This window comes from Streptomyces sp. NPDC001135, from assembly GCF_053598395.1.
On the sequence record NZ_JBSFKD010000024.1, the window covers coordinates 20508 to 41356 of the forward strand.

Genomic DNA, 20849 nt, shown 5'->3' on the forward strand with positions numbered 1-20849 from the left:
CCCGGCGTGTCCTCCAGCCCCAGGGCCACGTCCCCGTCGGGCCGGTCCACGGCGGCCAGCAGCCGGGAGCCCCGGAGCCCGGACGCCCGCCCTGCACCGGCGAGCCCGGGCGCGTACACCCCGGCCTCGCGGCGCCAGAGTTCCAGTGACGCGGATCCCCCGACGCCGCCCGGCCCGCCGCCGTCGCCTTCGACCGCGTCAGCACCTTCAGGATGGCCGATCGGCGCCCGGCCCGGACCCGCCGGACGCCGGCCGTGACGCCGTTGCGGGGTTGTGGACGAGAGGGGTGCGGACCCGTCGAACCGGCTAAAAGCAGCCAGGAGTTCTTCGTGAAGCGAGCCGGGGAGCCGGGTGGTCATCGCCTCAGGTCGGTCAGATCCCCGACGCCGGCCTGACCGCGCCGTACCGCCGGAGTATTAGGAGTTTCCACATACCCCCGGCCTGGCTGGTTCATGTAGAAAACTACGAAGACCTGGCCTCGGCCTGCGGGGGCTTTCATGTCTTCCGCTCCTGGCTGACTTCGCTCGGTTGGCTGTGTACTCCTCACAGATGTTGCAACGGGGCAAGGCGAGTTGTGACGAAGCAAGGGATGAGTGCCGTGGGCTTCTTGCCTCCGCTCACCATCCTGACATCTTGCCGAACTAGGGGGAAAGCCTTGACTGAAACGTTGTCCGGTCGGGATATCGAGATTTCCTGGCCTGATCTGGGTATCACCGTTACCGCGGAACTCGACGACCGCAACACCGTGCTGGCCGATGCGCTGTGGGAGGCGTTGCCCTACCAGAGCCTGCAAGGGCATGCGCTGGTGGCGGGGCAGCATCTGTATCACGTGGCACCTGTCCATTCACTGCTGCATCTGTCCGCGTCGTATCGGCTTGCCGACCGGCGCGAGGCGCCCGACGGGACGGTGTTCTGTTCCGCTCTGCAGCACCTGGGCATCAAGTACGGCACGTTGACCGAACCGATGCCGGCCTCCCCGGTGGGCCAGGTCCGGCCGCAGGACATGCCCGCTCTGCTCGAGGCCGGACGCGCGGTGTGGGATGCGGTCTATGCGACGAAGAAGCCGGTCCTGGTGGAGGTCCGCAGGGCAGGCATGGGGGGCGGCCACCGCATCCCCCGTCTGACCGCCGCCGACCCCGACGCGGACCTGCTGCTCCGCGACGTCCACGCCGAGACCGAGCGGATCTGGCTGTCCGAGCCGGCCGAGCTCGGCGATCTGCACCGGGGGTGGATACCGTCCGGGGCCGGCAGCTTCGAGACGGTTCTGCCCACCCTCCTGTTCGTCAACGGTGAGACCCGCCCGCTGGGGTACGCCAGTTACGGCGGCCTGGTCCGGGCCGTGACCGGTGGCATGCCGATGGATTCGCTGCGCCAGATGACGCGCCTGCTGGTCGGTGTTCCGGCCGAGTTCCTGGGCTACTGCGGTCTGGAGAAGCTGTGGGGCTTCACCCAGCGTTTCCTGTCCTGCCTCGACCGCCTCGACCGTGACGACTTCCTGGCCGTGGTGAGCCAGATGGCCCTCTACGTCAACTGCCTGGGCGGGTGGAACCTGCATCTGTTCCCGTGGGACACCGGAGACCACCTGCGCCAGCTGCACTCGGCCGAAGCGGGTCAGCGGTCATGAGCGCTCTGCCCGAACGGACGGACGTCGTCGTCATCGGCGGAGGCGTCGTCGGCACCTCGGTCGCGTGTCATCTCGCCGAAGCCGGCGTCCGCACCGTCCTGCTGGAGCGCGGCACGCTCGGATCGGGATCGTCCGCGGCCACCGCGGGCGTTCTGCGGACCTACTTTCCCGGCGACCCCCACACCGGCGGCCTCGCCGTCCGCAGCATGGCGGCGTACCAGGCCTTCGCCGAGCGGACCGGAAGCCCCCTCGGTCTGCAGCGGGTCGGCTTCCTGGTGGTGTTCACCGAGGAGCACCAGGTGGAGGAGTTCCGGCGTACCCAGCCCGCCCAGCAGGCCGCAGGAGTGGATGTCGAACTGGTGACCGCGTCCGAAGCGGTGCGACTCAACCCGCTGCTCGGCGTACGCTCCGTCCTCGCGGCGGCCTGGGCGCCCGAGGCGTACGCCTGCGACCCCGCCGCCATCGTGCGCGGCTACGCCGCGGCCGCCCAGGAGGCGGGCGCCGTGCTGCACACGGAAACACCCGTCATGGGCATCGACCCCGACGGGCAGGTCCACACCCCGATGGGCAGCATCCTCGCCGAAACCGTTGTCTGCGCGGCCGGCCCCTGGTCGAGGACGGTCGCGTCCATGGCCGGTGTCGACCTCCCGATGGCCACGTATCCCATCGAACTGCTCCTCACCGACGCGCCCGCCGCCCCGGTCGGCACCCTGCCGATGACCCTGCACGCCTCCTCCGGCCTGAGGATCCGCACGTGGAGGGACCGCATCCTCATCGGGATGGGCCGCCCCGGTCCGGACGAGTCCCGGCAGGCGTGGCTGCAGCGGCTGTCCCGCCAGCTCAGCACCACCTACCCGGTCCTCGACGGCATCCGCCTGCACCGCGGGTGGAGCGGAGCCTTCGACGGCAGCCCGAACGGGAACGGTCTCATCGGCCGGCATCCCTCCCGCCCCTTCCTCTACGCGGCGGGGTTCTCCGGCCAGGGACTGTGCCAGGCACCCGCGGTCGGAGAGATCGTCCGTGACCTCGTGGCCGGCAAGTAGCCCTGGACGGAGAAGGAAACTGTCATGATTGTCTTGGGGTGCAACGGTTTCACTCGCGTTTCCGGAATCTTCGCCGAGCACTTCGGCGCGGTCGGTACCGAAAGGCACTACCTCCTCGGCCACGACGCGGGTGCGTCGCTCCTGGTGGACGGCGAGCTGGTCGCCGCCGTGGAGGAGGAGCGGCTGAACCGCGAGAAGAAGACCTCCGACTTCCCGGTCGACGCGGTGCGGTGGTGCCTTGAATCCGCGGGACTGAAGTTCTCCGACGTCGACCTCATCGCCATCCCCTGGGACTTCTCCGCCGAGGTCCTCGACGGAATGCTGTCCGACATCACGTCCGCGCCCATGGCGGCCCCGGCCAAGCTGGATCTCGTCAAGAACATCGGCGAACTGTTCACCGGTGCGGTCGGCCATGACGCGATCCTCGCCGACTTCGCCGCGCGCACCGGCTTCACACCCGATCCGGACAAGGTGGTGTTCGTACCGCACCACCTCGCCCACGCGATGACCGGCTATTACCTGGCGGGTATGAAGGACGCCGCGTTCCTCGTCAGTGACGGCCGCGCCGAACGATTCTCGTCGCTGACCGGAGAAATCCGCGACGGCCGGATCCGCGTCTTCGACGAGTCGGCCATCGGCGCGGAACATTCGATGGGGCTGTTGTTCGCCGCGATCACGCGCTACCTGGGCTTTGTGCCCAACAATGACGAATACAAGATCATGGGCCTGTCCGGGTTCGCCGAGCCCCCCGCGCCGAACCCGTTCCTCGAGCACATCGTCGAACTGCGCGAGGACGGGCGCTACACCTTCTGCAGGCCCCTCGAGACGGACAACCCGCGCGGCTTCGAGCCCCTCTTCGAGCAGCATTTCGGTCCTGTGGAGGACACCCTCGAGTACAAGGCCCGGGTGGCTGCCGCGGCGCAGGAGATGCTCACCGTCACAACGAACCACCAGCTCCGCGCGCTGGAGGGCAAGACGGATCTGAACCATGTGCTGTTCGAAGGCGGCGTGGCGCTGAACTGCCTCAACAACACCCCGCTGTTCGAGGCGTCGCGGTTCGACGACATGGACGTGAGTTTCGGTGCCAGCGACACGGGCATCACCATCGGCGCCGCGGTCCACGCCTGGGTGCATCACCCTGACTACGCCGGCGGCAGGAAGTCAGCGCCGCGGATCACTCCGTACCTCGGACCGGAATACGACGACGCGGCGATCGAGCAGGCCCTGCGGGAGTTCACCGGTCGGGTGGTGTGGAGCAGGCTGAGCGATGACGAGGTCGTCGCCCAGGTGGCGGAACTGCTCACCGAGAAAGTCGTCATCGGCTGGTACGAGGGGCGTCTCGAGCACGGCCCTCGGGCCTTGGGGCACCGCAGTATTCTCGCGAACCCCATGTTCCCGGACATCAAGGACATCATCAATACCAGGGTCAAACACCGCGAACCCTTCCGCCCGTTCGCACCGCTCGTGCTCGAGTCGGACGCGCCGAAGATCTTCGAGATGGGCCGCAAAGCGCGTTCGCCGTACATGACGTTCGTCTTCCCGGTGCGGCCGGAGTTCCGTGATGTGATCCCGGGTGCGACCCATGTGGACGGGACCTCCCGGGTGCAGACGATCACCGATGAGGACACCCCGCGGCTGGCGGCTCTGCTGCGCCGGTTCACCGAACTCACCGACGTCCCCTGTCTGATCAACACCTCGTTCAACGTCGCAGGCGAACCGATCGTCTGCACCCCCGCCGACGCGCTGAACTGCTTCCTCGGAACGGAGATCGACCACCTCGTGCTCGGCAACCATCTGGTCACCAAGGCGGAGGCCTCCCGATGACCGGCCGGACCTCCCCCGCCCGCACCCCCCGGGAACTCGACCGGGCGGTCACCGGCGGCATCGGTGACAGCCCGCTGCGCCCCGGCGGAACCCTCGAGGTGAGCGGGGAGCACGCCTCCTCCTTCGACCTGTGGGCGGAAGGCATGCTGGGGGGCGCCGCCCTGCGCAGTTCCCGCCCCTGCGCCGGGGTCACCTCCATCGGCATGGGCCCCGCGGTCCAGCAGCCCGGCGTCCACGCCGTACTCACCCTCCAGGGCGTCCCCGGCGAGAACGTGCACGGCCAGGGGTTCTCCGGCACCCCGGTCCTCGCCGAGGACGTCGTCCGGCACCAGGGCGAGCCGGCCGCTGTCGTCGCCGGCGGTCATCCCGAGAGGGCCCGCCGCGCCGTGGCGGGGATCGTCGTCGGCCCCGAGGTGCTCGAACCGGTCACCGACCCCGAGCGCGCCGCACACGACGACACGCTCCCCGGGCTCCACCCCGGCGGCGACGTCGTGCGCCACCAGCCCGTCACCAAGGGCGACCCCGGGGCCGGGGCCGACGTCGTGGTGTCCCGTCACGGAGGAGATCGAGGTCAAGGGCGGCAGGATCCGCAACCCGTCGTTCGCCGACTGCCTGATCCCGACGGTCCCGGACACGCCGCCGATGACGGTGCACGTGATCGGGAGGACCGGCCCCGACGCGCCGTACGGCGTGCGCGGGGTCGGCGAACCGCCCACCGTCTCCGCCACCCCGGCCGTCGTGAACGCCGTCCACAACGCGCCGGGTCCGAACCTCACCCACACCCCGGTCACGCCGGAGCAGCTCTGCGGCGTCCAGCCGCGACGGCCTCCCCTGCGCGCCGGCCCCCCGTACCCACCCCCCTCCACCCTCTCCACCCCTCCACGAAGGAGCAACCATGACCCTGCACACCCAGGAGACGAGCGTCCAGGAGTTCGAGCGCGTCTGGATGGGACAGGCGATCACGTTGGCCACCAACAGCGTGGCGAACGGCGGCGGTCCGTTCGGCGCACTGGTCGCCAAGGACGGTGAGGTCGTCGCGACCGGGAACAACCAGGTCACCTCGACCCTGGACCCGGTGGCGCACGCCGAGGTGAGCGCGATGCGCGCGGCCTGCAAGAAGCTGAACACCTTCTCGCTCGAGGGCTGTGTCCTGATCAGTTCGTGTGAGCCGTGCCCGATGTGCCTGTCCGCCGCGCTGTGGGCGCGCGTCGACCGGCTCGTCTACTCCGCCGACCGGCACGACGCCGCGGTGGCCGGCTTCGACGACCGCAACTTCTACGACCTGCTCGAGAAGAAGCCCCAGTCGATGTGGCCGATGTCGGTCGAGCACCTGGACCTGCCCAACCGCACGGCACCGTTCGACGCGTGGCTGGCCAAGGCCGACCGCATCGCCTACTGACGTTTCTGACGAGGAGTTCCCGTGACGATCACGCGGAAGCACACGATGCACCACTCGACGATCGTCGACGCCGACCCGGACACCGTCTGGGCCGAGGTCCGCGACCCCATGAAGCTGGTGAAGATCGTGTCCGGACCTGCGGTGAAGGACGTGGGCTGGGCCGAGGGCGGCGCACTGGAGCGGGTGCCGGCCCGGTACGACTTCACGCTGGTGTTCAACGAAGGCCTGGTCCAGCAGGAGGTCGCCGGACGCAACGAGGTGGAGCGGTCCTCCACCTACCGAGCCGTCGCGCCGACGTCGGGCGTCTCCGGCTATCTCGCCACCCTGCGCGTCCGCCCGATCACCAACGATCCGAACCGCAGCTACTTCGAGTGGTCACGAGAGCTGACGATCGCCGCCGGCGCCGACCCCGACGTCATCGAGGGGATCATCGCCATGATGGAGAGACAGACCGACTCCGTGCGGGACCACTTCGCGCCCTCGGCGAACTAGCCGGCCGGTGAAGGAGGCGATGGACGCCGGGCTCCCGGGGCGTGACCGGGAGCCTGCGGTCGAGCAGGCGGCTCCGGCTGCTCCGGCAGGCCGGGGCCGGCCGGCCGGTCGGGGCAGCCCGACGACGCTCGTGCTGCTGCGGCACGGTGAGACGCCACTGACGCCGCAGAAACGGTTCTCCGGCAGTGGTGGCTCGGATCCGTCGCTGTCGGAGGCCGGACGGCGCCAGGCCGAGGCGGCCGCGGCACAGCTGGCCGCCCGCGGCGGTGTGCAGGCGATCGTCGCCTCACCGCTGCGGCGCTGCCGGCAGACGGCGCAGACGGTCGCCACGCGGCTGGGCCTGGACGTAGACGTCGAGGACGACCTGCGGGAGGCGCACTTCGGCGCCTGGGAGGGCCTGACCTTCGCAAAGGTGCGCGAGCACTACCCCGATGACCTGACGGCGTGGCTGAAGTGCCCGGCGGCGGCGCCCCCGGGCGGCGGCGAGTCACTCGACGCGGTGGCGCGGCGGGTGGCGGCCGCACGGGACACGCTGCTGGCCCGGCATGCCGGGGGGACCGTGCTGGTCGTCTCGCACGTCGTCCCGCTCAGGACCCTGGTGCGGCTGGCGCTGGATGCGCCGCCGCGGTCGCTGTTCCGGATGGAGCTGGCGGCGGCGTCGCTGTCGGCGGTGACCTACCACGCGGACGGTGAGGCGTCGGTGCAGACGCTCAATGACACGAGTCATCTCCGGTAGGCGACACGGGCCACCTTGGGTGGGCGGCACGGGGGCCACCTTGGGTGGGCGGCACGGGGCACACCTTCGGTGGGCGGGGCGCCGGAAGGCGCCCGTCCCGAGCGGCCCTTGCCCCCTGGTGCATCGCGGAACAAATCCTTAGCGTCGAGACATGATCAGCAACACCTCCCCCGGCCTCGCCGACGCGCTCGCCACCGGGACGGTCGTACTCGACGGCGGCATGTCCAACCAGCTGGAGTCCGCCGGGTACGACCTGAGCGACGACCTGTGGTCGGCGCGGCTGCTCGCCGAGCGGCCCGAAGCGGTCGCGCAGGCCCATCTCGCCTACTTCCGCGCGGGCGCCGACGTGGCCATCACCGCCGGCTACCAGGCCACCTTCGAGGGCTTCGCGCGGCGCGGTATCGGTCACGACGACGCCGCGCGCCTGCTCACCCTGAGCGTGGACCTCGCGCGGGACGCCGCCCGGCAGGCCAGGGACGAGGGCGTCGGACGGCCTCTGTGGGTCGCGGCCTCGGTCGGGCCGTACGGCGCGATGCTCGCGGACGGGTCCGAGTACCGGGGCCGGTACGGGCTGAGCGTGGCCGAGCTGGAGCGGTTCCACCGGCCGCGCATCGAGGTGCTGGCCGCCGCCGCGCCGGACGCCCTCGCGCTGGAGACCGTACCCGACGCCGACGAGGGGGCCGCGCTGATGCGGGCGGTACGCGGGCTCGGAGTGCCGGCCTGGCTGTCGTACACCGTCGACGGTCGGCGGACGCGGGCCGGGCAGCGCCTGGAGGAGGCGTTCGGCCTCGCCGCCGACGTGGACGAGGTGATCGCGGTCGGGGTGAACTGCTGCGCCCCCGAGGACGTGGAACCCGCGGTGGAGATCGCGTCGCGGGTCACCGGCAAGCCGGTCGTGGTCTATCCGAACAGCGGGGAGGCCTGGGACGCCGAGGCGCGTGCCTGGACGGGGCGTACGCGGTTCGGCGCCGGGCAGGTCGTGACCTGGCGGGACGCCGGCGCACGGCTCATCGGGGGATGCTGCCGGGTGGGCCCTGAGGCGATCGCTTCGATCGCGCGGGCACTGGGCAGGACCTGAACCGCCCGTCCGGCACCGAGGCCCGTGGACGTGCCCCGGCGTCACCGCCGCGTACACACGGGACCACAGGCCTCCAGGGCGCTTGCCTCCCGGCGCGGGAACCGGTTGCCGTCGTGTGGCCGCGGGTGCCTGGCCACCGTCTGCCGTCAGTGGCGTCGGCTTGCGACCGACCGTCGTAACCGTCTTACCGCCGCGGCCAGTTCGGCTCCGGGGGCCCGGATGTCGGTGGCGGGGTCGGGGGCCGGGGCCGTGGGCGAGGTCTGCCAGAGGGTGAATTCCGCATCCCGTGGACCGTATGCGATATACGGTTCACCGTCGCCGAAGATCCGCACCGGGTGGGAGGCGTCCCAGGCCTGCCAGCCGGGGTTCCCGGTCGTCGCGAAGCGGACCCAGGCCCCGTGCATCGCGTCGCACAGATCCTGTGGGGCACCCTCACCGGCCAGCCTCTTCGATTCGGGTATGTCACCGCTGTCGAAGACGAATCCCAGCTCCAGGGCGTGGCAGGCGCCGAGGCCCGGAAGGCGGGACGGCCAGGCGAACTCGTAGAGGTAGGAGGTGCCGGGGCGGGCGTCGGCGAGGCGGTGCAGCGGGACGCGCAGCAGGTGGTCGGTGACCATCTGGCCGACGATCTCGGCGGTGCCGGCGTCGGGATGCAGGGTGCGGTAGCCGCGCGCCACCTCGTGGCCGGCGTGGCAGCGGGCCATGGCCCCGGCGAGGGCGACGGGGCCGAGCCGGTCGACGCGCTCCAGCAGCCCGCCGGGTACGAGCCAGAGCCGGTACTCGTCGCGGGTCCAGCCCAGGAGCAGTTCGACGCCGCGGGCGGCGTCACCGTCGGTCAGGGCCTTGAGCGGGTCGCGGGGCACGAGGTCGCCGTCCACGACGATGCCGAAGGCGGGTCCGCCCAGGACGGGGCTGCCGAGCCGGCCGACCTCGGCCTGGGTGCGCAGCAGCAGGTCGCGGTCGACGGTGGCGAAGGCCGCCGCGGTGGCGGGGATCCTCAGCCGGGTGGCCATGCGGCGCACCAGGCGCCGTACCTTGTCGCGCTCGGATGCCTCCGGCGGGCCGCTCTGCAGTACGGCGCGGCGGATCAGACCGCGGCTGTGGGGCGCGGCGAGCAGGACGCCGGCGCTGATGGCGCCGGCCGACTGGCCGCACAGGGTGACCTGGTCCGGGTCGCCGCCGAAGGCCCCGATGGCGTCGTGCACCCAGCGCAGGGCGGCGAGCTGGTCGCGCAGGCCGAGGTTGGGGGGTGCGTCCGGGAACAGGCCGTATCCCTCGATGCCGAGCCGGTAGTTGACCGAGACGCAGACGACGCCGTCCCGGGCGAAGGTGGCGCCGTCGTACACGGGTACGGCCGAGGATCCCCTGGTCAGGGCGCCGCCGTGCAGCCAGACGAGGACCGGGAGCCGGGCTGTGCGGCTCGGGTCCGGGGTCCATACGTTGAGGTTGAGGCAGTCGTCGCCGGGGATCTCCGGGTCGGAGAGGTACTGCGCGAACGCCTCGGAGTACGGCGGTTTCGGCGCGGTCGGTCCGAAGGCCCCGGCGTCACGGACGCCGTCCCAGGGTTCGGGCGGCTCGGGCGGGCGGAACCGGCGGGGCCCGACGGGCGGGGCGGCGTACGGGATGCCCCGGAAGACCGCGACGCCGTGCTCGTACCGGCCGTGCACGGCCCCGTACGGCGTGCGGACCACGGGGCCCGTCCGGTCTGTCCCAGCCGCGGGGTTCGCCTGGTCTGCCGTCATCGCCCACCAGCCCTTCGCCGCACACTCCTGCACGCGCGCACGTGTGCACTGTGCAACAACAGAGCACCACAAGAGCGTCCGGTATTCCGGTGCACGGGCGCGCGGGAGGGCCGTTCGGGTTACGGCGGGACGGGGAAGCGGGGGGGCGGTCACGTGGCGTACACGCGGTTGCCGAAGCCGAGCTGGTCGTGGCCGCCGCGGGGGGAGCCGTAGTCCCCGCCGCCACCTTCGGCGGGCGATCGCTCCGAATCGCCGAAGCGCCTGAGCGGACGGGGTTCCCACCCGAATGTTCCGGTAACCGATTACGCGCCGGGCAGCGGGAGACCTCAGTGCCCTCGCCGAAAGCGGAAGCACGCCTCTGCCAGTTCCGGCCCCACCGCTACCGATTGACCGCCCATTCCCGGCAGACCTAAGTTAGAAGGCGCTTTCTGAAAACGTTTTCTACCGACGTTTCGTCAGGAGAGTCATGCCCAGCCCTCAGCCGCCGCGGGCCGTGTTCGCGATGGACCCGGTGCACCTCCCGTTGCTCTTCCCCCCGCCGCTCATGGCCCGGCTGAGGCGGACGGCCGACCTCGATCCGGAGCTGGTCGTACGGGACTTCGCCGATCCGGCGGTGGCCGACGCGCTGGCCGCGGCCGAGGTGCTGATCACCGGCTGGGGCTGTCCGCACCTGGACGCCGGTGTCCTCGCCGCCGTACCGAAGCTGTGTGCCGTCCTGCACGCGGCGGGCTCGGTCCGCTCCCTGGTCGGCGAGGCCGTGTGGAAACAGGGTGTCACCGTGTCCAGCGCGGCCACCGGCAACGCCCTGCCGGTGGCGGAGTACACGCTGGCGATGATCCTGCTCCTCGGCAAGGACGCCTTCGAGCAGCGTGAGCGCTACCGCCGCACCCACGCCCGGCCGAGCCCCGCCGAGACAGCGGCCAGCGGCAACCTCGGCCGCCGTGTCGGGGTCATCGGCGCCTCGCGCGTGGGCCGCCGACTCATGGAACTGCTGCGGCCGTTCGACCTCACGGTCCTGCTGCACGACCCCTGTGTGAGCCCCGCCGAGGCCCACGCCCTGGGGGCGCGGCCGCTGCCGCTGGAGGAGTTGCTGCGGCGCAGCGACATCGTCAGCCTCCACGCCCCCGACATCCCCGAGACCCGCCACATGCTCGACCGGGCCCGGCTCGCGCTCATCCCGGACGGCGCCGTGCTGATCAACACCGCGCGCGGTGCGCTGGTCGACCAGGACGCGCTGACGCAGGAGCTGGTCTCGGGGCGCCTGCGCGCGGTCCTCGACGTCACCGACCCCGAGCCGCTGCCCGCGGGCTCCCCGCTGTACGAGCTGCCCAACGTCTTCCTCACCCCGCATATCGCGGGCTCGCTCGGCAACGAGCTCGAACGGCTGGGCGCCATCGTCGTGGAGGAGCTGGAGCGGCTGGCCGAGGGCGTGCCGCCGCGGCACGAGGTGCGGCACGCGGATCTGACCCGGGTCGCCTGATGCGCGCGCCGGGGCCCTGTCCACAGTCCCCCGGCTGTCCACAGGGCCCCCGCCCGCAGTGACGATGGAATACGGTCTGCGCACCGGCGCGGGCGGGGCGCCGAGCGGGTGATCGCGCCACGACGTCGAAGGAGCCGCAACGGGACGGCCGCGCCGTCCGGCGGGCGACCCGCCGCGTGACGCCGGTGGCGGCAACGGCCGGGCACCCTCCCCACGGGGTACCCGGCCGCTGGTCAGCGGACGGTTGCCGTCCGGCGGCCGGTCGTCTCGGGGTCGCTCAGTCCCAGACCTCCCTGCGCTGGTGGCCGCCTCTGGTGAGGGCCTCGATCGCGTCCACGGCGCTGCCGTCGTGGTCGCTGCCGGCGGTGCCCTTGCCGGTCTGGACGTTGGCCGCGCGGTCGACCTCCAGCCAGGAGTCGGCGTGGGAGTTGTCGACCACGGTGATCAGGCCGCCGGACGATGCCGCCGGCGCCGCACCGGCCGCAAGCACCGCGAAGGCGACCGCCGCCGCCATCCCGAGCCGGGGAACGGTACCGGTCACACGCCCACGCCCTCGGGGGTGAGCCGCTCGCGGGCGATGTTGCGTTCCAGCAGGCGGGTGGAGGCCTTCACACCCACCCCGCCGGCCGGGTCCACCTCCGGCAGCCGGCCGTCGGCCGCCTTCAGTACGGTGAGCGCGGAGTCCATCGCCTCGTGCGCGGCGAACAGGCACGGGGTGCTGTAGATCGCGACATCGACGCCGAGGTCGGACAGTTCGCCGAGGGAGAGGCGGGGCGACTTGCCGCCGGCGATCTGGTTGAACAGCAGCGGCTTGGTTCCGACGACCTCGCGGATGCGCTTGATCCACTCGACGCTGCGCACCCCGTCCACCAGGACCACGTCGGCGTCGGTCGCGGCCAGCCGCTCGGCGCGGTGCAGGATGTCGTGCTCGTCGGTGGCGTCCGTACGGGCGACGACGACCAGATCTCGCCGGGTCTCGAGGACCTTGTGCAGCTTCTCCAGGTACTCCTCCAGCGGCAGTACCTGTTTGCCGTCGGCGTGGCCGCAGCGGCGGGGCCGTTTCTGGTCCTCCAGGATCACCCCGGAGGCACCGATGCGCTCCAGCCCCTCGACGACGTGACAGGCGACCTCGGGGTCGACGTACCCGTCGTCGATGTCGACCAGCAGGTGATGGTGCGGGAACGCGCCCCGCAGCCGCTGGACGAAGGCCACCATGTCGGGCCAGGCGATGAATCCGATGTCCGGCAGCCCGTAGTACGAGGCCGCGAACCCGAACCCCGAGACGAACATCCCGTCGTAGTGCTTGGCCGCGATCGACGCCGAGTACATGTCGTAGACGCCGATCAGCGGTGTGGTCCCGGGCCCGGCGATGCGCTCGCGCAGCTTCTTACCGTAGGTCAAGGTCCGGCTCCTCCTGTGGGTGGGTGACGCGGGGCCGGATGGACCACCGCGCCTCGAAGCCCTTTGCCAAGACAAGAGCATCTCTAGATACTCACATGACCATCCATGTAAGCGAGCTTTACTCACTCCAATGGCGCAACCGGTTCACCGCAGAAACGTCACGCAGGAAGCCGTCCCGCCCAACCCGGCCCGCCGTTCAGGTGAGCCGGCCGCACCCGCCGCCGTACGACGCCTCGTCGGCGGTGGTCCGCGGTGCGGATGCGGAACAGCGGTCGCGCGGCCATGCGACGAGGGTAGGCCAGGAACCGCGGCCCGCTCCAACTCCCTTGAGCCACAGGACCGGTGACCGTGACCGCGCCCGGCACGAACGCCGCTCCCCGCTCCTGGACCGGGTGCGCATCCCGGCCCGGGTGATCAGCCCGCTCGACCCGGACACGGCGATCATGAAGGCCCCGCGGGGTCTCCTCCCGGGCCTCCGGTGTCCGATTCCTTCAAGACCGGGCCCTCCGCCCCTGCCTACGGTGACGGCATGACAGCACAATTCGCCCTGATCGGCGTGGTGGCTTCCGACATGGCAGCCTCGCTCGCCTTCTACCGTCGCCTCGGACTCGTCTTCCCCGAGGGGTCCGAGGAGCAGCCGCACGTCAACGCGGAACTGCCCGGGGGACTGGCCTTCGCCCTGGACACCGAGGACACCGTCCGCTCCTTCTACCCCGGCTGGCGGCCGCCCGAGAGCGGCGGGCGCGTGGGGCTCGCCTTCCGGTGCGGGTCACCCGCCGAGGTCGACGCCCTGTACGAGGACCTGGTGGACGCCGGGTACCACGGGGAGCTCAAGCCGTGGGACGCGTTCTGGGGACAGCGGTACGCCACCGTGCACGACCCCGACGGCAACGGCGTCGACCTGTTCGCCCCGCTACCCGCCGCCGAGTAGCTCCCCGAGCGGCATTCCCGTCAACTGCCGCACCTCGCGAGCGAGGTGGGGCTGGTCCGCGAACCCCGCGCGGACGGCCGTCTCAGCGTACGGCGTCCCGGAGCGGGCCAGCGCCAGCGCCCGCTGCAGCCGCAGAATGCGGGCCAGGGTCTTGGGTCCGTAGCCGAACGCGCCCAGGCAGCGGCGGTGCAACGTGCGGGTCCCGACGCCGAGTTCGGCAGCGGTGACGGAGACCGGACGGCCCTCGTCCAGGCGCTCCACCAGCCGGTGCAGCAGCGGATCGGGGGCGGTGGTCCGCTCGGCCTGCTCCAGGGCGATGTCCTCCAGCGCAGTCGCCGGGTCGGGTGCCGCCTCGACCCGGTCGCGCAGCCGCCGGACCCGGGCGGCGGGCCACAGATCGGCCAACTCGACGCGCAGATCCCGAAGTTCGTGCGCGGGTACCCCGAGCAGAGCGGGCGCGGTACCGGGGAAGAAGCGGACGCCTGCCCAGAAGCGGGGCGGGCCCTCGGGGACGTAGGGGCGGGTGTCGGGGCCCGCGACCAGCAGCCGGCCCTCGCTCCACAGCAGGTCCATGCAGCCGTCCGGCAGCACGGCACCGCCAGCGGCCCCCTCCGGGGTGTTCGTCCACACGACCGCGCCGGTCAGCCGGGACGCCCGCTCCGCGTACACGGGGCCAGCCTACGGCGCCAGGCGGCGGGCGTGCGGCACGATCTCCCGCTCACCTCGGGCGCCGGTCCGGGGGCGCCGGTGACGCCGGGCTGTGTATCGCGCCGTCCGCCGCCACCTGACGTTCCTCGGTCGGAGCGCCGGCACGGCCCCCGGTGTCGGGGGCGCCGAGCAGCGGAAGACCGTGCCGGGTGCGGAAGCGGCGGGCGTAGGCGGCGGTGACCGCGGCGGCCAGGGCGAGCAGCAGGAGGGAGAGGACGCGGCCGAGCAGCGGCACCACGTCGGTCGGCAGCGTGGCGGCTGCGAGTGTGCCGATTCCCCCGTCGAGCAGCTGCTCGGCGCCCCAGACCACGGTCAGCACACGCAGGCCCCGGCGGAACTCGGCGGAGTCCCGCCACAGGCCCGCCCGTATCCGGGCCGCCGGACCCCGGTGCAGGCGCTGTCCCAGCTGGAAGGCCAGCGGCCTGCCGGTGAAGCCGGTGCCGAGCACCCAGCCGCCGACCACGAGGGACAGCGCCGCGTCCTTGAACAGCAGGAGCCGCGTGCTGCCGCCGATCAGGGTGGTCAGCGCGGCGAGGGCCAGCAACACGGTGAAGAACAGGTCCACGCCGTCGATGCGGCGCTGCCGGACCGCGCCGGTCACCAGGCGCAGGGCGGGTGGCGCGCCGCTGAGCAGCAGGGCCGGGCCCTGTCCGGCCCCGAGGGCGCGAGCCGCGTAGTAGACGAGGAGCGGCAGGGCGATGTCGGCGGCGATCGCGAGCAGCGGACCGTGGGCGGACCCGCCCGTGCTCACCCCCGTGCTCGCCTGCGTACTCGCCCCCGTGCGTGGCCGCCTCGCCCCCGTGCGTGGCCGCTGCTCCCGGCCCGTCGTGTCCACCACGTCCACCATCTCGTCCGCCTCCTCGCCCTGCGTCATGCCGCTGCCGGACGGCACCGGCCTGCGGAAAAACGCTAGGTGAGGGGCAGGGCAGGACGGATCGGAGCACGGGTGGAGAGCCGGGTGGAAGAGGGGTGGAACGCCGCATCACTCGCCGGGTGGAGAACCGCCCCCCTCCCCCGCCCGCGCCACAGACGCGCCGCACCACGCTCGCACCACGGCCCCAGCCACACCGCACCACAGCCACACCGTGCCGAAGCCGCGCCGCACCCTCAGGGCCGGCCCCCGCCCCGGCCGGCCCGGTGTTCCTGCGGGCTCACGCCGTACACGCGCTTGAAGGCGGTGGAGAGGGCGAACGCTCCGCCGTAGCCGACCTGGCGGGCGATGGTGTCGAGGGTGAGGTCGGTGTCGCGCAGCCGGTCGGCGGCCAGAGCGAGCCGCCAGCCGGTCAGGTAGGACATCGGGGGTTCGCCCACGAGGTCGGTGAAACGGCGGGCGAGGGCCGCGCGGGAGACCCCGGCCTTGGCGGCGAGCGCGGCCACCGTCCAGGGGTGCGCCGGGTCGTCCTGCACCAGGCGCAGCGCGCGGCCGACGACCGGGTCGGCCAGCGCCCGGTACCAGGCGGGGGCCGCCGCCTCCGGACGGGAGAACCAGGCCCGCAGGGCGCTGATGAGCAGCAGGTCCAGGAGGCGGTCCAGGACGACCTCCTGGCCGGGTTCGTCGCGGACGATCTCCTCGGCCAGCACGGGAGTGAGCGGGCAGTCCCACAGCTCGGCGGGGAGGGTCAGCAGGGGTGGCAGGGCGGCGAGCAGGCGCCCGGTGATCTCGCCGCGCATCAGATAGGTGCCGATCAGCATCACCGTGCCCGCGTCGGGGCGGTCGCCCCAGGTGCGCACCCCGAGGTCCATGGAACCGTTCAGGGAGGTGCCGTCGGGGTAGCGGCACTCGCCGCCGGGCAGGATCAGCGCCTGCGGTGCGGTGTCCGGCCGGTCGCCACAGGTGTACGGGTCCGGGCCGCGGGCGATCGCCAGGTCTCCGGGGCCGAGGCGCACCGGCACGCCGTCCGCGTCCGGGGTGACGCAGGCGGTGCCGCGCGCCATGACCATCACGGTCAGCGGCGCCTCGTCGTGCACGCGCACGGCCCAGGGCGGGTCGAAGCAGGCCCGGATCATGAAGGCGCCGTGCGCGCGCGGACCGTCCAGCAGACCTGCGAGTGCGTCCATGGGGGCAGCGTAGACGCACGCTTATGGGGGCGAGCGGTTCGACGATGTCGCCCGGCCCGGCAGGGCAGTTGACTGACGGGCATGACGCAGAACACGGAGAACACGCAGAGCACACGGACCACGCAGACGGTGCAGACGGTGCAGACGGTGCAGACCACGCGGAGCACCGCGCCGAACGCGCGCAACGCACGGAGGACGCAGCGGCCGGAGAACGCGGGAGCCGAAGCGCGCACGCCGGACGCGGCGGTGTCGACGGTGGTCGTGACCGGTGCCTCCGGCCGTACCGGCAGTCGGGTCGCGGCGGCGGCGCGCGCCGCGGGCCTGACGGTCCGGGCCGCCTCCCGCGCGCGGGGTTTCGACGTGCACGATCCGTCGACGTGGGAACCGGTGCTGCGCGGCGCCGACGCCGCCTACCTCGTCCATCCGTTCGACGTGGGCGCGCCGGACGCGCCGGACACCGTCGGCCGGCTCGCCGGTGCGGCGGTGCGGCTCGGGGTACGGCGGCTGGTGCTGCTCTCGGCCCGCGGCGAGGAGCAGGCCCTGCCGACGGAGGAGGCGCTCGCGGGGTCGGGGGCTCGGTGGACGGTCGTGCGGGCCGCGTGGTTCGCGCAGAACTTCAGCGAGGGGCCGCTGCTGGCGGAGCTGCGGGAGGGCGGGGAGCTGGTGTTCCCGGGCGGGGCGGCGCGGGAGCCGTTCGTCGATGTGCGGGATGTCGCCGACGTGGTGGTGGCGGCACTGACCGGCGGCGACCGGTATGTGCGGCGGACGCTGGAGGTGTCCGGGCCGCGGCTGCTGACCTTCGGTGAGACGGTCGCCGAGGTCGCCGCGGCGGCCGGGCGGGAGCTGGCGTACCGGGCGGTGTCCCCACGGGACTACGGTGAGCGGCTGGCCGGGTTCGGGGTGCCGCCCGAGGAGGTGGAGTACCTGGTCGGACTGTTCGCGTCCCTGCTCGACGGGCGGAACGGGCATGTGTGCGACGGCGTACGGCAGGTGCTGGGGCGGGCGCCGCGGGACTTCGGTGACTTCGCCCGGGAGGCGGCGGCAGCCGGGACCTGGACGGTCTGACACCGGCACGGAGCGACCACCGGAACCCGCACGGGACCGACACCGGCACGGAGCGACCACCGGAACCCGCACGGGACCGACACCGGCACTGGAGCGGCCGCCACCGGAACACGGACGGGACCGGACGGGACCCGCACCGGCGCGGGGCCGTTCACCGGGCCGGTGCGGCGCCCGTGGGGCAGTGTCCGTGGGGCGCCGTCACGTCCCTCACTTCTCCGGCTGCCCCGTCCCCCCGTCCCCGTCCGGCTCGTGCGGATCCCGGCCGTTGGTCTTGTGGGCGTGGTGGACGTGCTTGGCCTGGGTGCGCAGGCGGGACGTGACGTCCTCCGGGGGCAGGAAGCGGGACCAGCGTTCGGGGAACTCGGAGGGCATGTCGGGGTCGTCGGGGTCGGTCTCGCGGGCCACCGCCGCCCAGGCGACGTACTCGGCGACCTGGGCCTCCCGGATCCGCTCGTTGGCCGCGCGGGCGGCGGCCGTGGCGGCGGCGGGCCACACCCGGTCGATGGCGGCGTTCACGGCCGCGCCGACGAGGACGGCGAAGGCCGCCACACCGATCCACAGGAGTACGGCGACGGAGGCGGCGAGGGAGCCGTAGATGGTGGCGCCCTCGATGGTGTGCACGAGGTAGATCCGCAGCAGGAAGCTGCCGAGGACCCACATGGCCAGGGCGACGAGGGCGCCGGGGACGTCCTCGATCCACGGGGAGCGGACCGGCACGGAGACGTGGTACAGGGTCGTCAGGAAGGCGATGGACAGGACGATGACGACCGGCCAGTACAGGACCTGCACCACCGTCTCCGACCAGGGCACCACCCGTACCACCGCGTCCGGGCCCGCCACCATCAGCGGCAGGGCCACCGAGCCGATCAGCAGCGCCACGATGAACAGCAGGAACGACATCATCCGGGTCTTGACGATGCCCCGGACGCCGTCGAGGCCGTACATGACGGTGATCGTGTCGATGAAGACGTTCACGGCGCGGGAGCCGGACCACAGGGCGAAGACGAAGCCGATGGAGATGACGTCGGGCCGGCCGCCCTTCATCACGTCGTGCAGGATCGGCTGGGTGATCTCCTTCACGCCCTTGTCGGACAGGACCGTCCGCGAGGCGTCGAGGATGTTCGTCTCCAGGCTGCGGATGGTGTGGGCGCCGGTCCAGGTGTCGACGTAGGCGAGGAGCCCGATGAGGCAGAGCAGCAGCGGCGGCACGGACAGCAGCGTGAAGAAGGCCGCCTCGGCAGCCAGGCCCAGGATGCGGTACTCCATGCAGGAGTTGACGGTGTCCTTGAGCAGCAGCCAGGCGGTCCTGCGCTTGGAGACGTTCCGGTAGAGGGCTCTGGCCCGGTGGAGGCGACCGGCGGGCCGCTCGGGGGGTTCACTTGCTGGCTGCACGACCCAAAGGTATCCGCAGCGGCGGACCGCCCTCACCTTCCGGGGCGGGCAACCGCGTCCGGCGCGCCCGGCGGCGCCGCTGTGCCACTCTGGAGGCCATCACCGCCGCCGTCCCGGGTAGGTTCGCAATCATGGCAGGCACCTCCACCCACACCGTGACGAACCAGCCGCCCGACCTGGTCGGCTACGACCTGTTCACCGCCGACCGGGCCCTCGTGGCGGCCGTCGGGCGGCACACCGGTCCGGACGTGCTCGACGAGGTGCGCGCGGAGCTGTCCGCGCTGGGCCGGGCCGCCGGCTCGGCGCAGGTGCGGGAGTGGGCGGCGCAGGCGAACGAGCACCCGCCCCGGCTGCGCACCCACGACCGGTACGGCCACCGGATCGACGAGGTCGACTTCCACCCGGCCTGGCACCGGCTGCTCGGCAAGGGCGTCTCGGCGGGCCTGACCGGGGCCTGGATCCGGCCGTCGGGGCACGTCCGCCGGGCCGCCGGGTTCCTGGTCTGGACGCAGGCCGAGGCGGGCAACTGCTGCCCGCTGTCGATGACGCACGCGGCCGTGCCGGCGCTGCGCACCGATCCGGTGCTCGCCGCCGCGTGGGAGCCGCGGCTGACGTCCACGGTCTACGACCGGGAGCTGCGGCCCGCCGAGCGGAAGGCCGGCGTGCTCTTCGGTATGGGCATGACCGAGAAGCAGGGCGGCAGCGACGTCCGGGCGAACACCACCGAGGCCCGGCCGCTCGCCGAGGCCGGCACGTACACGCTGACCGGGCACAAGTGGTTCTGCTCGGCGCCGATGTCGGACGCGTTCCTCGTGCTCGCCCAGGCCCCCGGCGGCCTCACCTGCTTCCTGGTGCCGCGCGTGCTGCCCGACGGCGGCCGCAACGTCTTCCTCGTCCAGCGGCTGAAGGACAAGCTGGGCAACCGTTCCAACGCCTCCGCCGAGGTGGAGTTCGCCGGCACCTGGGCCCGCCGGGTCGGCGAGGAGGGGCGCGGGGTGCGGACGATCATCGAGATGGTCGCGGCGACGAGGCTGGACTGCGCGCTGGGCTCGGCGGGTCTGATGCGGCAGGCGGTGACGCAGGCGATCCACCACTGCACCTACCGGGAGGCCTTCGGCGGCCGGCTGCTCGACAAGCCGCTGATGCGCAACGTCCTCGCCGACCTCGCGCTGGAGTCCGAGGCCGCGACCACGCTCGCGCTCCGGCTCGCGGCCGCGTACGACGACGGCGGCGAGCAGGAGCGTGCCTTTCTGCGGCTGGCGGTGCCGGCCGCCAAGTACTGGATCACCAAGCGCTGTGCGCCCGTTGTGGTCGAGGCCGCGGAGTGTCTGGGCGGAAACGGTTACGTCGAGGAGTCGGGCCTGCCCCGGCTGGTACGGGAATCGCCGCTGAACTCCGTCTGGGAGGGCGCCGGGAACGTCCAGGCGCTGGACGTGCTGCGGGCACTGCAACGGGAGCCGGGCGCGCTGGACGCCTGCCTGACCGAGATCGGCCGGGCGCACGGCGCCGACCACCGTCTCGACCGCGCCGTGAAGGACTTCTTCACCGAGCTCGCCGACCTCGACGCCGTCGAGGGCCGCGCCCGGCGGCTCGTGGAACGCCTCGCCCTGGTCCTCCAGGGTTCCCTGCTGGTCCGCTTCGCCCCACCGGAGGTGGCGGACGCGTTCTGTGCCTCGCGGTTGGGCGGCGACCACGGCGCGTCGTTCGGTACCTTGCCGACGAGCTTGGATCTGGAAGCCGTCGTGGAACGAGCGCGCCCGGTCTCCTGAGCACGGACCGCGCCGTCCCGCTCCAAGGGGTGCGGTGCGCCCCTGTGGTGCGAAGCCGGCCGGAATTTTGGCAGGGGTGATGCTGCGCCGACACGGCACCACCCCCA

18 protein-coding genes and 1 pseudogene are annotated in these 20849 nt (G+C 72.5%); 12 read left to right on the plus strand and 7 right to left on the minus strand.

Going from position 1 to position 20849, the window contains the following annotated elements; all coding sequences use genetic code 11:
• The first annotated feature begins 655 nt into the window (after nt 1-655).
• The 8 genes and pseudogenes from ACWC94_RS26465 to mmuM all read left to right on the plus strand — a co-directional run bounded on the left by ACWC94_RS26465 (nt 656) and on the right by mmuM (nt 8196).
• The gene (locus ACWC94_RS26465; RefSeq protein ID WP_450799544.1) at nt 656-1624 is read left to right on the plus strand and encodes a cucumopine synthase-related protein; all 969 of its coding nucleotides are present in this window, start codon (nt 656-658) and stop codon (nt 1622-1624) included.
• Complete coding sequence (locus ACWC94_RS26470) at nt 1621-2667, plus strand: NAD(P)/FAD-dependent oxidoreductase (RefSeq protein ID WP_450799545.1); 1047 nt, start codon at nt 1621-1623, stop codon at nt 2665-2667. Before ACWC94_RS26465 ends, ACWC94_RS26470 begins: the two co-directional genes overlap by 4 nt.
• Nucleotides 2668-2691: 24 nt before the next feature.
• Nucleotides 2692-4491 carry a carbamoyltransferase family protein gene (locus ACWC94_RS26475; RefSeq protein WP_450799546.1) on the plus strand — a complete coding sequence of 600 codons (1800 nt, stop codon included), beginning with the start codon at nt 2692-2694 and terminating at the stop codon, nt 4489-4491.
• On the plus strand, nt 4488-5390 hold the full coding sequence (locus ACWC94_RS26480) for a hypothetical protein (protein ID WP_450799547.1): 903 nt from the start codon (nt 4488-4490) through the stop codon (nt 5388-5390). Before ACWC94_RS26475 ends, ACWC94_RS26480 begins: the two co-directional genes overlap by 4 nt.
• Complete coding sequence (locus ACWC94_RS26485) at nt 5387-5890, plus strand: nucleoside deaminase (RefSeq protein WP_450799548.1); 504 nt, start codon at nt 5387-5389, stop codon at nt 5888-5890. Before ACWC94_RS26480 ends, ACWC94_RS26485 begins: the two co-directional genes overlap by 4 nt.
• Before the next feature lie 45 nt (nt 5891-5935).
• Nucleotides 5936-6382, plus strand: coding sequence for an SRPBCC family protein (locus tag ACWC94_RS26490; protein WP_450799677.1), 447 nt, complete (start codon nt 5936-5938; stop codon nt 6380-6382).
• Nucleotides 6372-7118: pseudogene (locus ACWC94_RS26495) on the plus strand (histidine phosphatase family protein); the annotation flags it as partial. The gene ACWC94_RS26490 and the pseudogene ACWC94_RS26495, both read left to right, overlap by 11 nt.
• Before the next feature lie 151 nt (nt 7119-7269).
• Nucleotides 7270-8196 (plus strand): homocysteine S-methyltransferase, encoded by a 927-nt coding sequence (gene mmuM / locus ACWC94_RS26500; protein ID WP_450799549.1) that lies wholly within the window; start codon nt 7270-7272, stop codon nt 8194-8196.
• Between the two features lie 146 nt (nt 8197-8342).
• Here the strand turns inward: mmuM and ACWC94_RS26505 are convergent, their stop codons facing one another.
• Nucleotides 8343-9887, minus strand: a complete 1545-nt coding sequence (locus ACWC94_RS26505; RefSeq protein WP_450799550.1) for a carboxylesterase/lipase family protein — start codon at nt 9885-9887, stop codon at nt 8343-8345.
• Nucleotides 9888-10404: 517 nt separating this feature from the next.
• On the opposite strand from ACWC94_RS26505, the gene ACWC94_RS26510 reads away from it, so the two are divergent.
• Nucleotides 10405-11418 (plus strand): hydroxyacid dehydrogenase, encoded by a 1014-nt coding sequence (locus tag ACWC94_RS26510; protein ID WP_450799551.1) that lies wholly within the window; start codon nt 10405-10407, stop codon nt 11416-11418.
• Nucleotides 11419-11695: 277 nt separating this feature from the next.
• Here ACWC94_RS26510 and ACWC94_RS26515 read toward each other — a convergent pair whose 3' ends face one another.
• Together ACWC94_RS26515 and ACWC94_RS26520 are read right to left on the minus strand one after the other, a co-directional pair.
• Nucleotides 11696-11959: a hypothetical protein gene (locus tag ACWC94_RS26515; RefSeq protein WP_450799552.1), complete on the minus strand. Its 264-nt coding sequence runs from the start codon at nt 11957-11959 to the stop codon at nt 11696-11698.
• Nucleotides 11956-12819: an isocitrate lyase/PEP mutase family protein gene (locus ACWC94_RS26520; RefSeq protein ID WP_450799553.1), complete on the minus strand. Its 864-nt coding sequence runs from the start codon at nt 12817-12819 to the stop codon at nt 11956-11958. Before ACWC94_RS26520 ends, ACWC94_RS26515 begins: the two co-directional genes overlap by 4 nt.
• A 529-nt stretch (nt 12820-13348) precedes the next feature.
• Between ACWC94_RS26520 and ACWC94_RS26525 the strand changes: the two genes are divergently transcribed.
• Nucleotides 13349-13750, plus strand: coding sequence for a VOC family protein (locus ACWC94_RS26525; RefSeq protein WP_450799554.1), 402 nt, complete (start codon nt 13349-13351; stop codon nt 13748-13750).
• Here ACWC94_RS26525 and ACWC94_RS26530 read toward each other — a convergent pair.
• The 3 genes from ACWC94_RS26530 to ACWC94_RS26540 form a co-directional block, all read right to left on the minus strand.
• Nucleotides 13733-14419 carry a helix-turn-helix domain-containing protein gene (locus ACWC94_RS26530; RefSeq protein WP_450799555.1) on the minus strand — a complete coding sequence of 229 codons (687 nt, stop codon included), beginning with the start codon at nt 14417-14419 and terminating at the stop codon, nt 13733-13735. The genes ACWC94_RS26525 and ACWC94_RS26530 overlap by 18 nt on opposite strands.
• A gap of 49 nt (nt 14420-14468) precedes the next feature.
• Nucleotides 14469-15332 carry a VC0807 family protein gene (locus ACWC94_RS26535; RefSeq protein WP_450799556.1) on the minus strand — a complete coding sequence of 288 codons (864 nt, stop codon included), beginning with the start codon at nt 15330-15332 and terminating at the stop codon, nt 14469-14471.
• A 233-nt stretch (nt 15333-15565) separates the two neighbouring features.
• Complete coding sequence (locus ACWC94_RS26540; protein ID WP_450799557.1) at nt 15566-16516, minus strand: cupin domain-containing protein; 951 nt, start codon at nt 16514-16516, stop codon at nt 15566-15568.
• Nucleotides 16517-16597: 81 nt separating this feature from the next.
• Here ACWC94_RS26540 and ACWC94_RS26545 point away from each other — a divergent pair, with 81 nt between their 5' ends.
• Nucleotides 16598-17581, plus strand: a complete 984-nt coding sequence (locus tag ACWC94_RS26545; protein ID WP_450799558.1) for an NmrA family transcriptional regulator — start codon at nt 16598-16600, stop codon at nt 17579-17581.
• Nucleotides 17582-17788: 207 nt separating this feature from the next.
• Here the strand turns inward: ACWC94_RS26545 and ACWC94_RS26550 are convergent, their stop codons facing one another.
• The gene (locus tag ACWC94_RS26550; protein WP_450799559.1) at nt 17789-18973 is read right to left on the minus strand and encodes a YihY/virulence factor BrkB family protein; all 1185 of its coding nucleotides are present in this window, start codon (nt 18971-18973) and stop codon (nt 17789-17791) included.
• A gap of 131 nt (nt 18974-19104) precedes the next feature.
• Between ACWC94_RS26550 and ACWC94_RS26555 the strand changes: the two genes are divergently transcribed.
• Nucleotides 19105-20742: an acyl-CoA dehydrogenase family protein gene (locus tag ACWC94_RS26555; RefSeq protein ID WP_450799560.1), complete on the plus strand. Its 1638-nt coding sequence runs from the start codon at nt 19105-19107 to the stop codon at nt 20740-20742.
• The last annotated feature ends 107 nt before the right edge of the window (nt 20743-20849 follow it).

Excerpts from the sequence above, each read along its gene's own strand:
- ACWC94_RS26470 (WP_450799545.1), top strand. The coding sequence starts at position 1,621 with ATGAGCGCTCTGCCCGAACGGACGGACGTCGTCGTCATCGGCGGAGGC.
- ACWC94_RS26475 (WP_450799546.1), top strand. The coding sequence starts at position 2,692 with ATGATTGTCTTGGGGTGCAACGGTTTCACTCGCGTTTCCGGAATCTTC.
- ACWC94_RS26480 (WP_450799547.1), top strand. The coding sequence starts at position 4,488 with ATGACCGGCCGGACCTCCCCCGCCCGCACCCCCCGGGAACTCGACCGG.
- ACWC94_RS26485 (WP_450799548.1), top strand. The coding sequence starts at position 5,387 with ATGACCCTGCACACCCAGGAGACGAGCGTCCAGGAGTTCGAGCGCGTC.
- ACWC94_RS26490 (WP_450799677.1), top strand. The coding sequence starts at position 5,936 with ATGCACCACTCGACGATCGTCGACGCCGACCCGGACACCGTCTGGGCC.
- mmuM (WP_450799549.1), top strand. The coding sequence starts at position 7,270 with ATGATCAGCAACACCTCCCCCGGCCTCGCCGACGCGCTCGCCACCGGG.
- ACWC94_RS26510 (WP_450799551.1), top strand. The coding sequence starts at position 10,405 with ATGCCCAGCCCTCAGCCGCCGCGGGCCGTGTTCGCGATGGACCCGGTG.
- ACWC94_RS26525 (WP_450799554.1), top strand. The coding sequence starts at position 13,349 with ATGACAGCACAATTCGCCCTGATCGGCGTGGTGGCTTCCGACATGGCA.
- ACWC94_RS26535 (WP_450799556.1), bottom strand. The coding sequence starts at position 15,332 with ATGACGCAGGGCGAGGAGGCGGACGAGATGGTGGACGTGGTGGACACG.
- ACWC94_RS26540 (WP_450799557.1), bottom strand. The coding sequence starts at position 16,516 with ATGGACGCACTCGCAGGTCTGCTGGACGGTCCGCGCGCGCACGGCGCC.
- ACWC94_RS26545 (WP_450799558.1), top strand. The coding sequence starts at position 16,598 with ATGACGCAGAACACGGAGAACACGCAGAGCACACGGACCACGCAGACG.
- ACWC94_RS26555 (WP_450799560.1), top strand. The coding sequence starts at position 19,105 with ATGGCAGGCACCTCCACCCACACCGTGACGAACCAGCCGCCCGACCTG.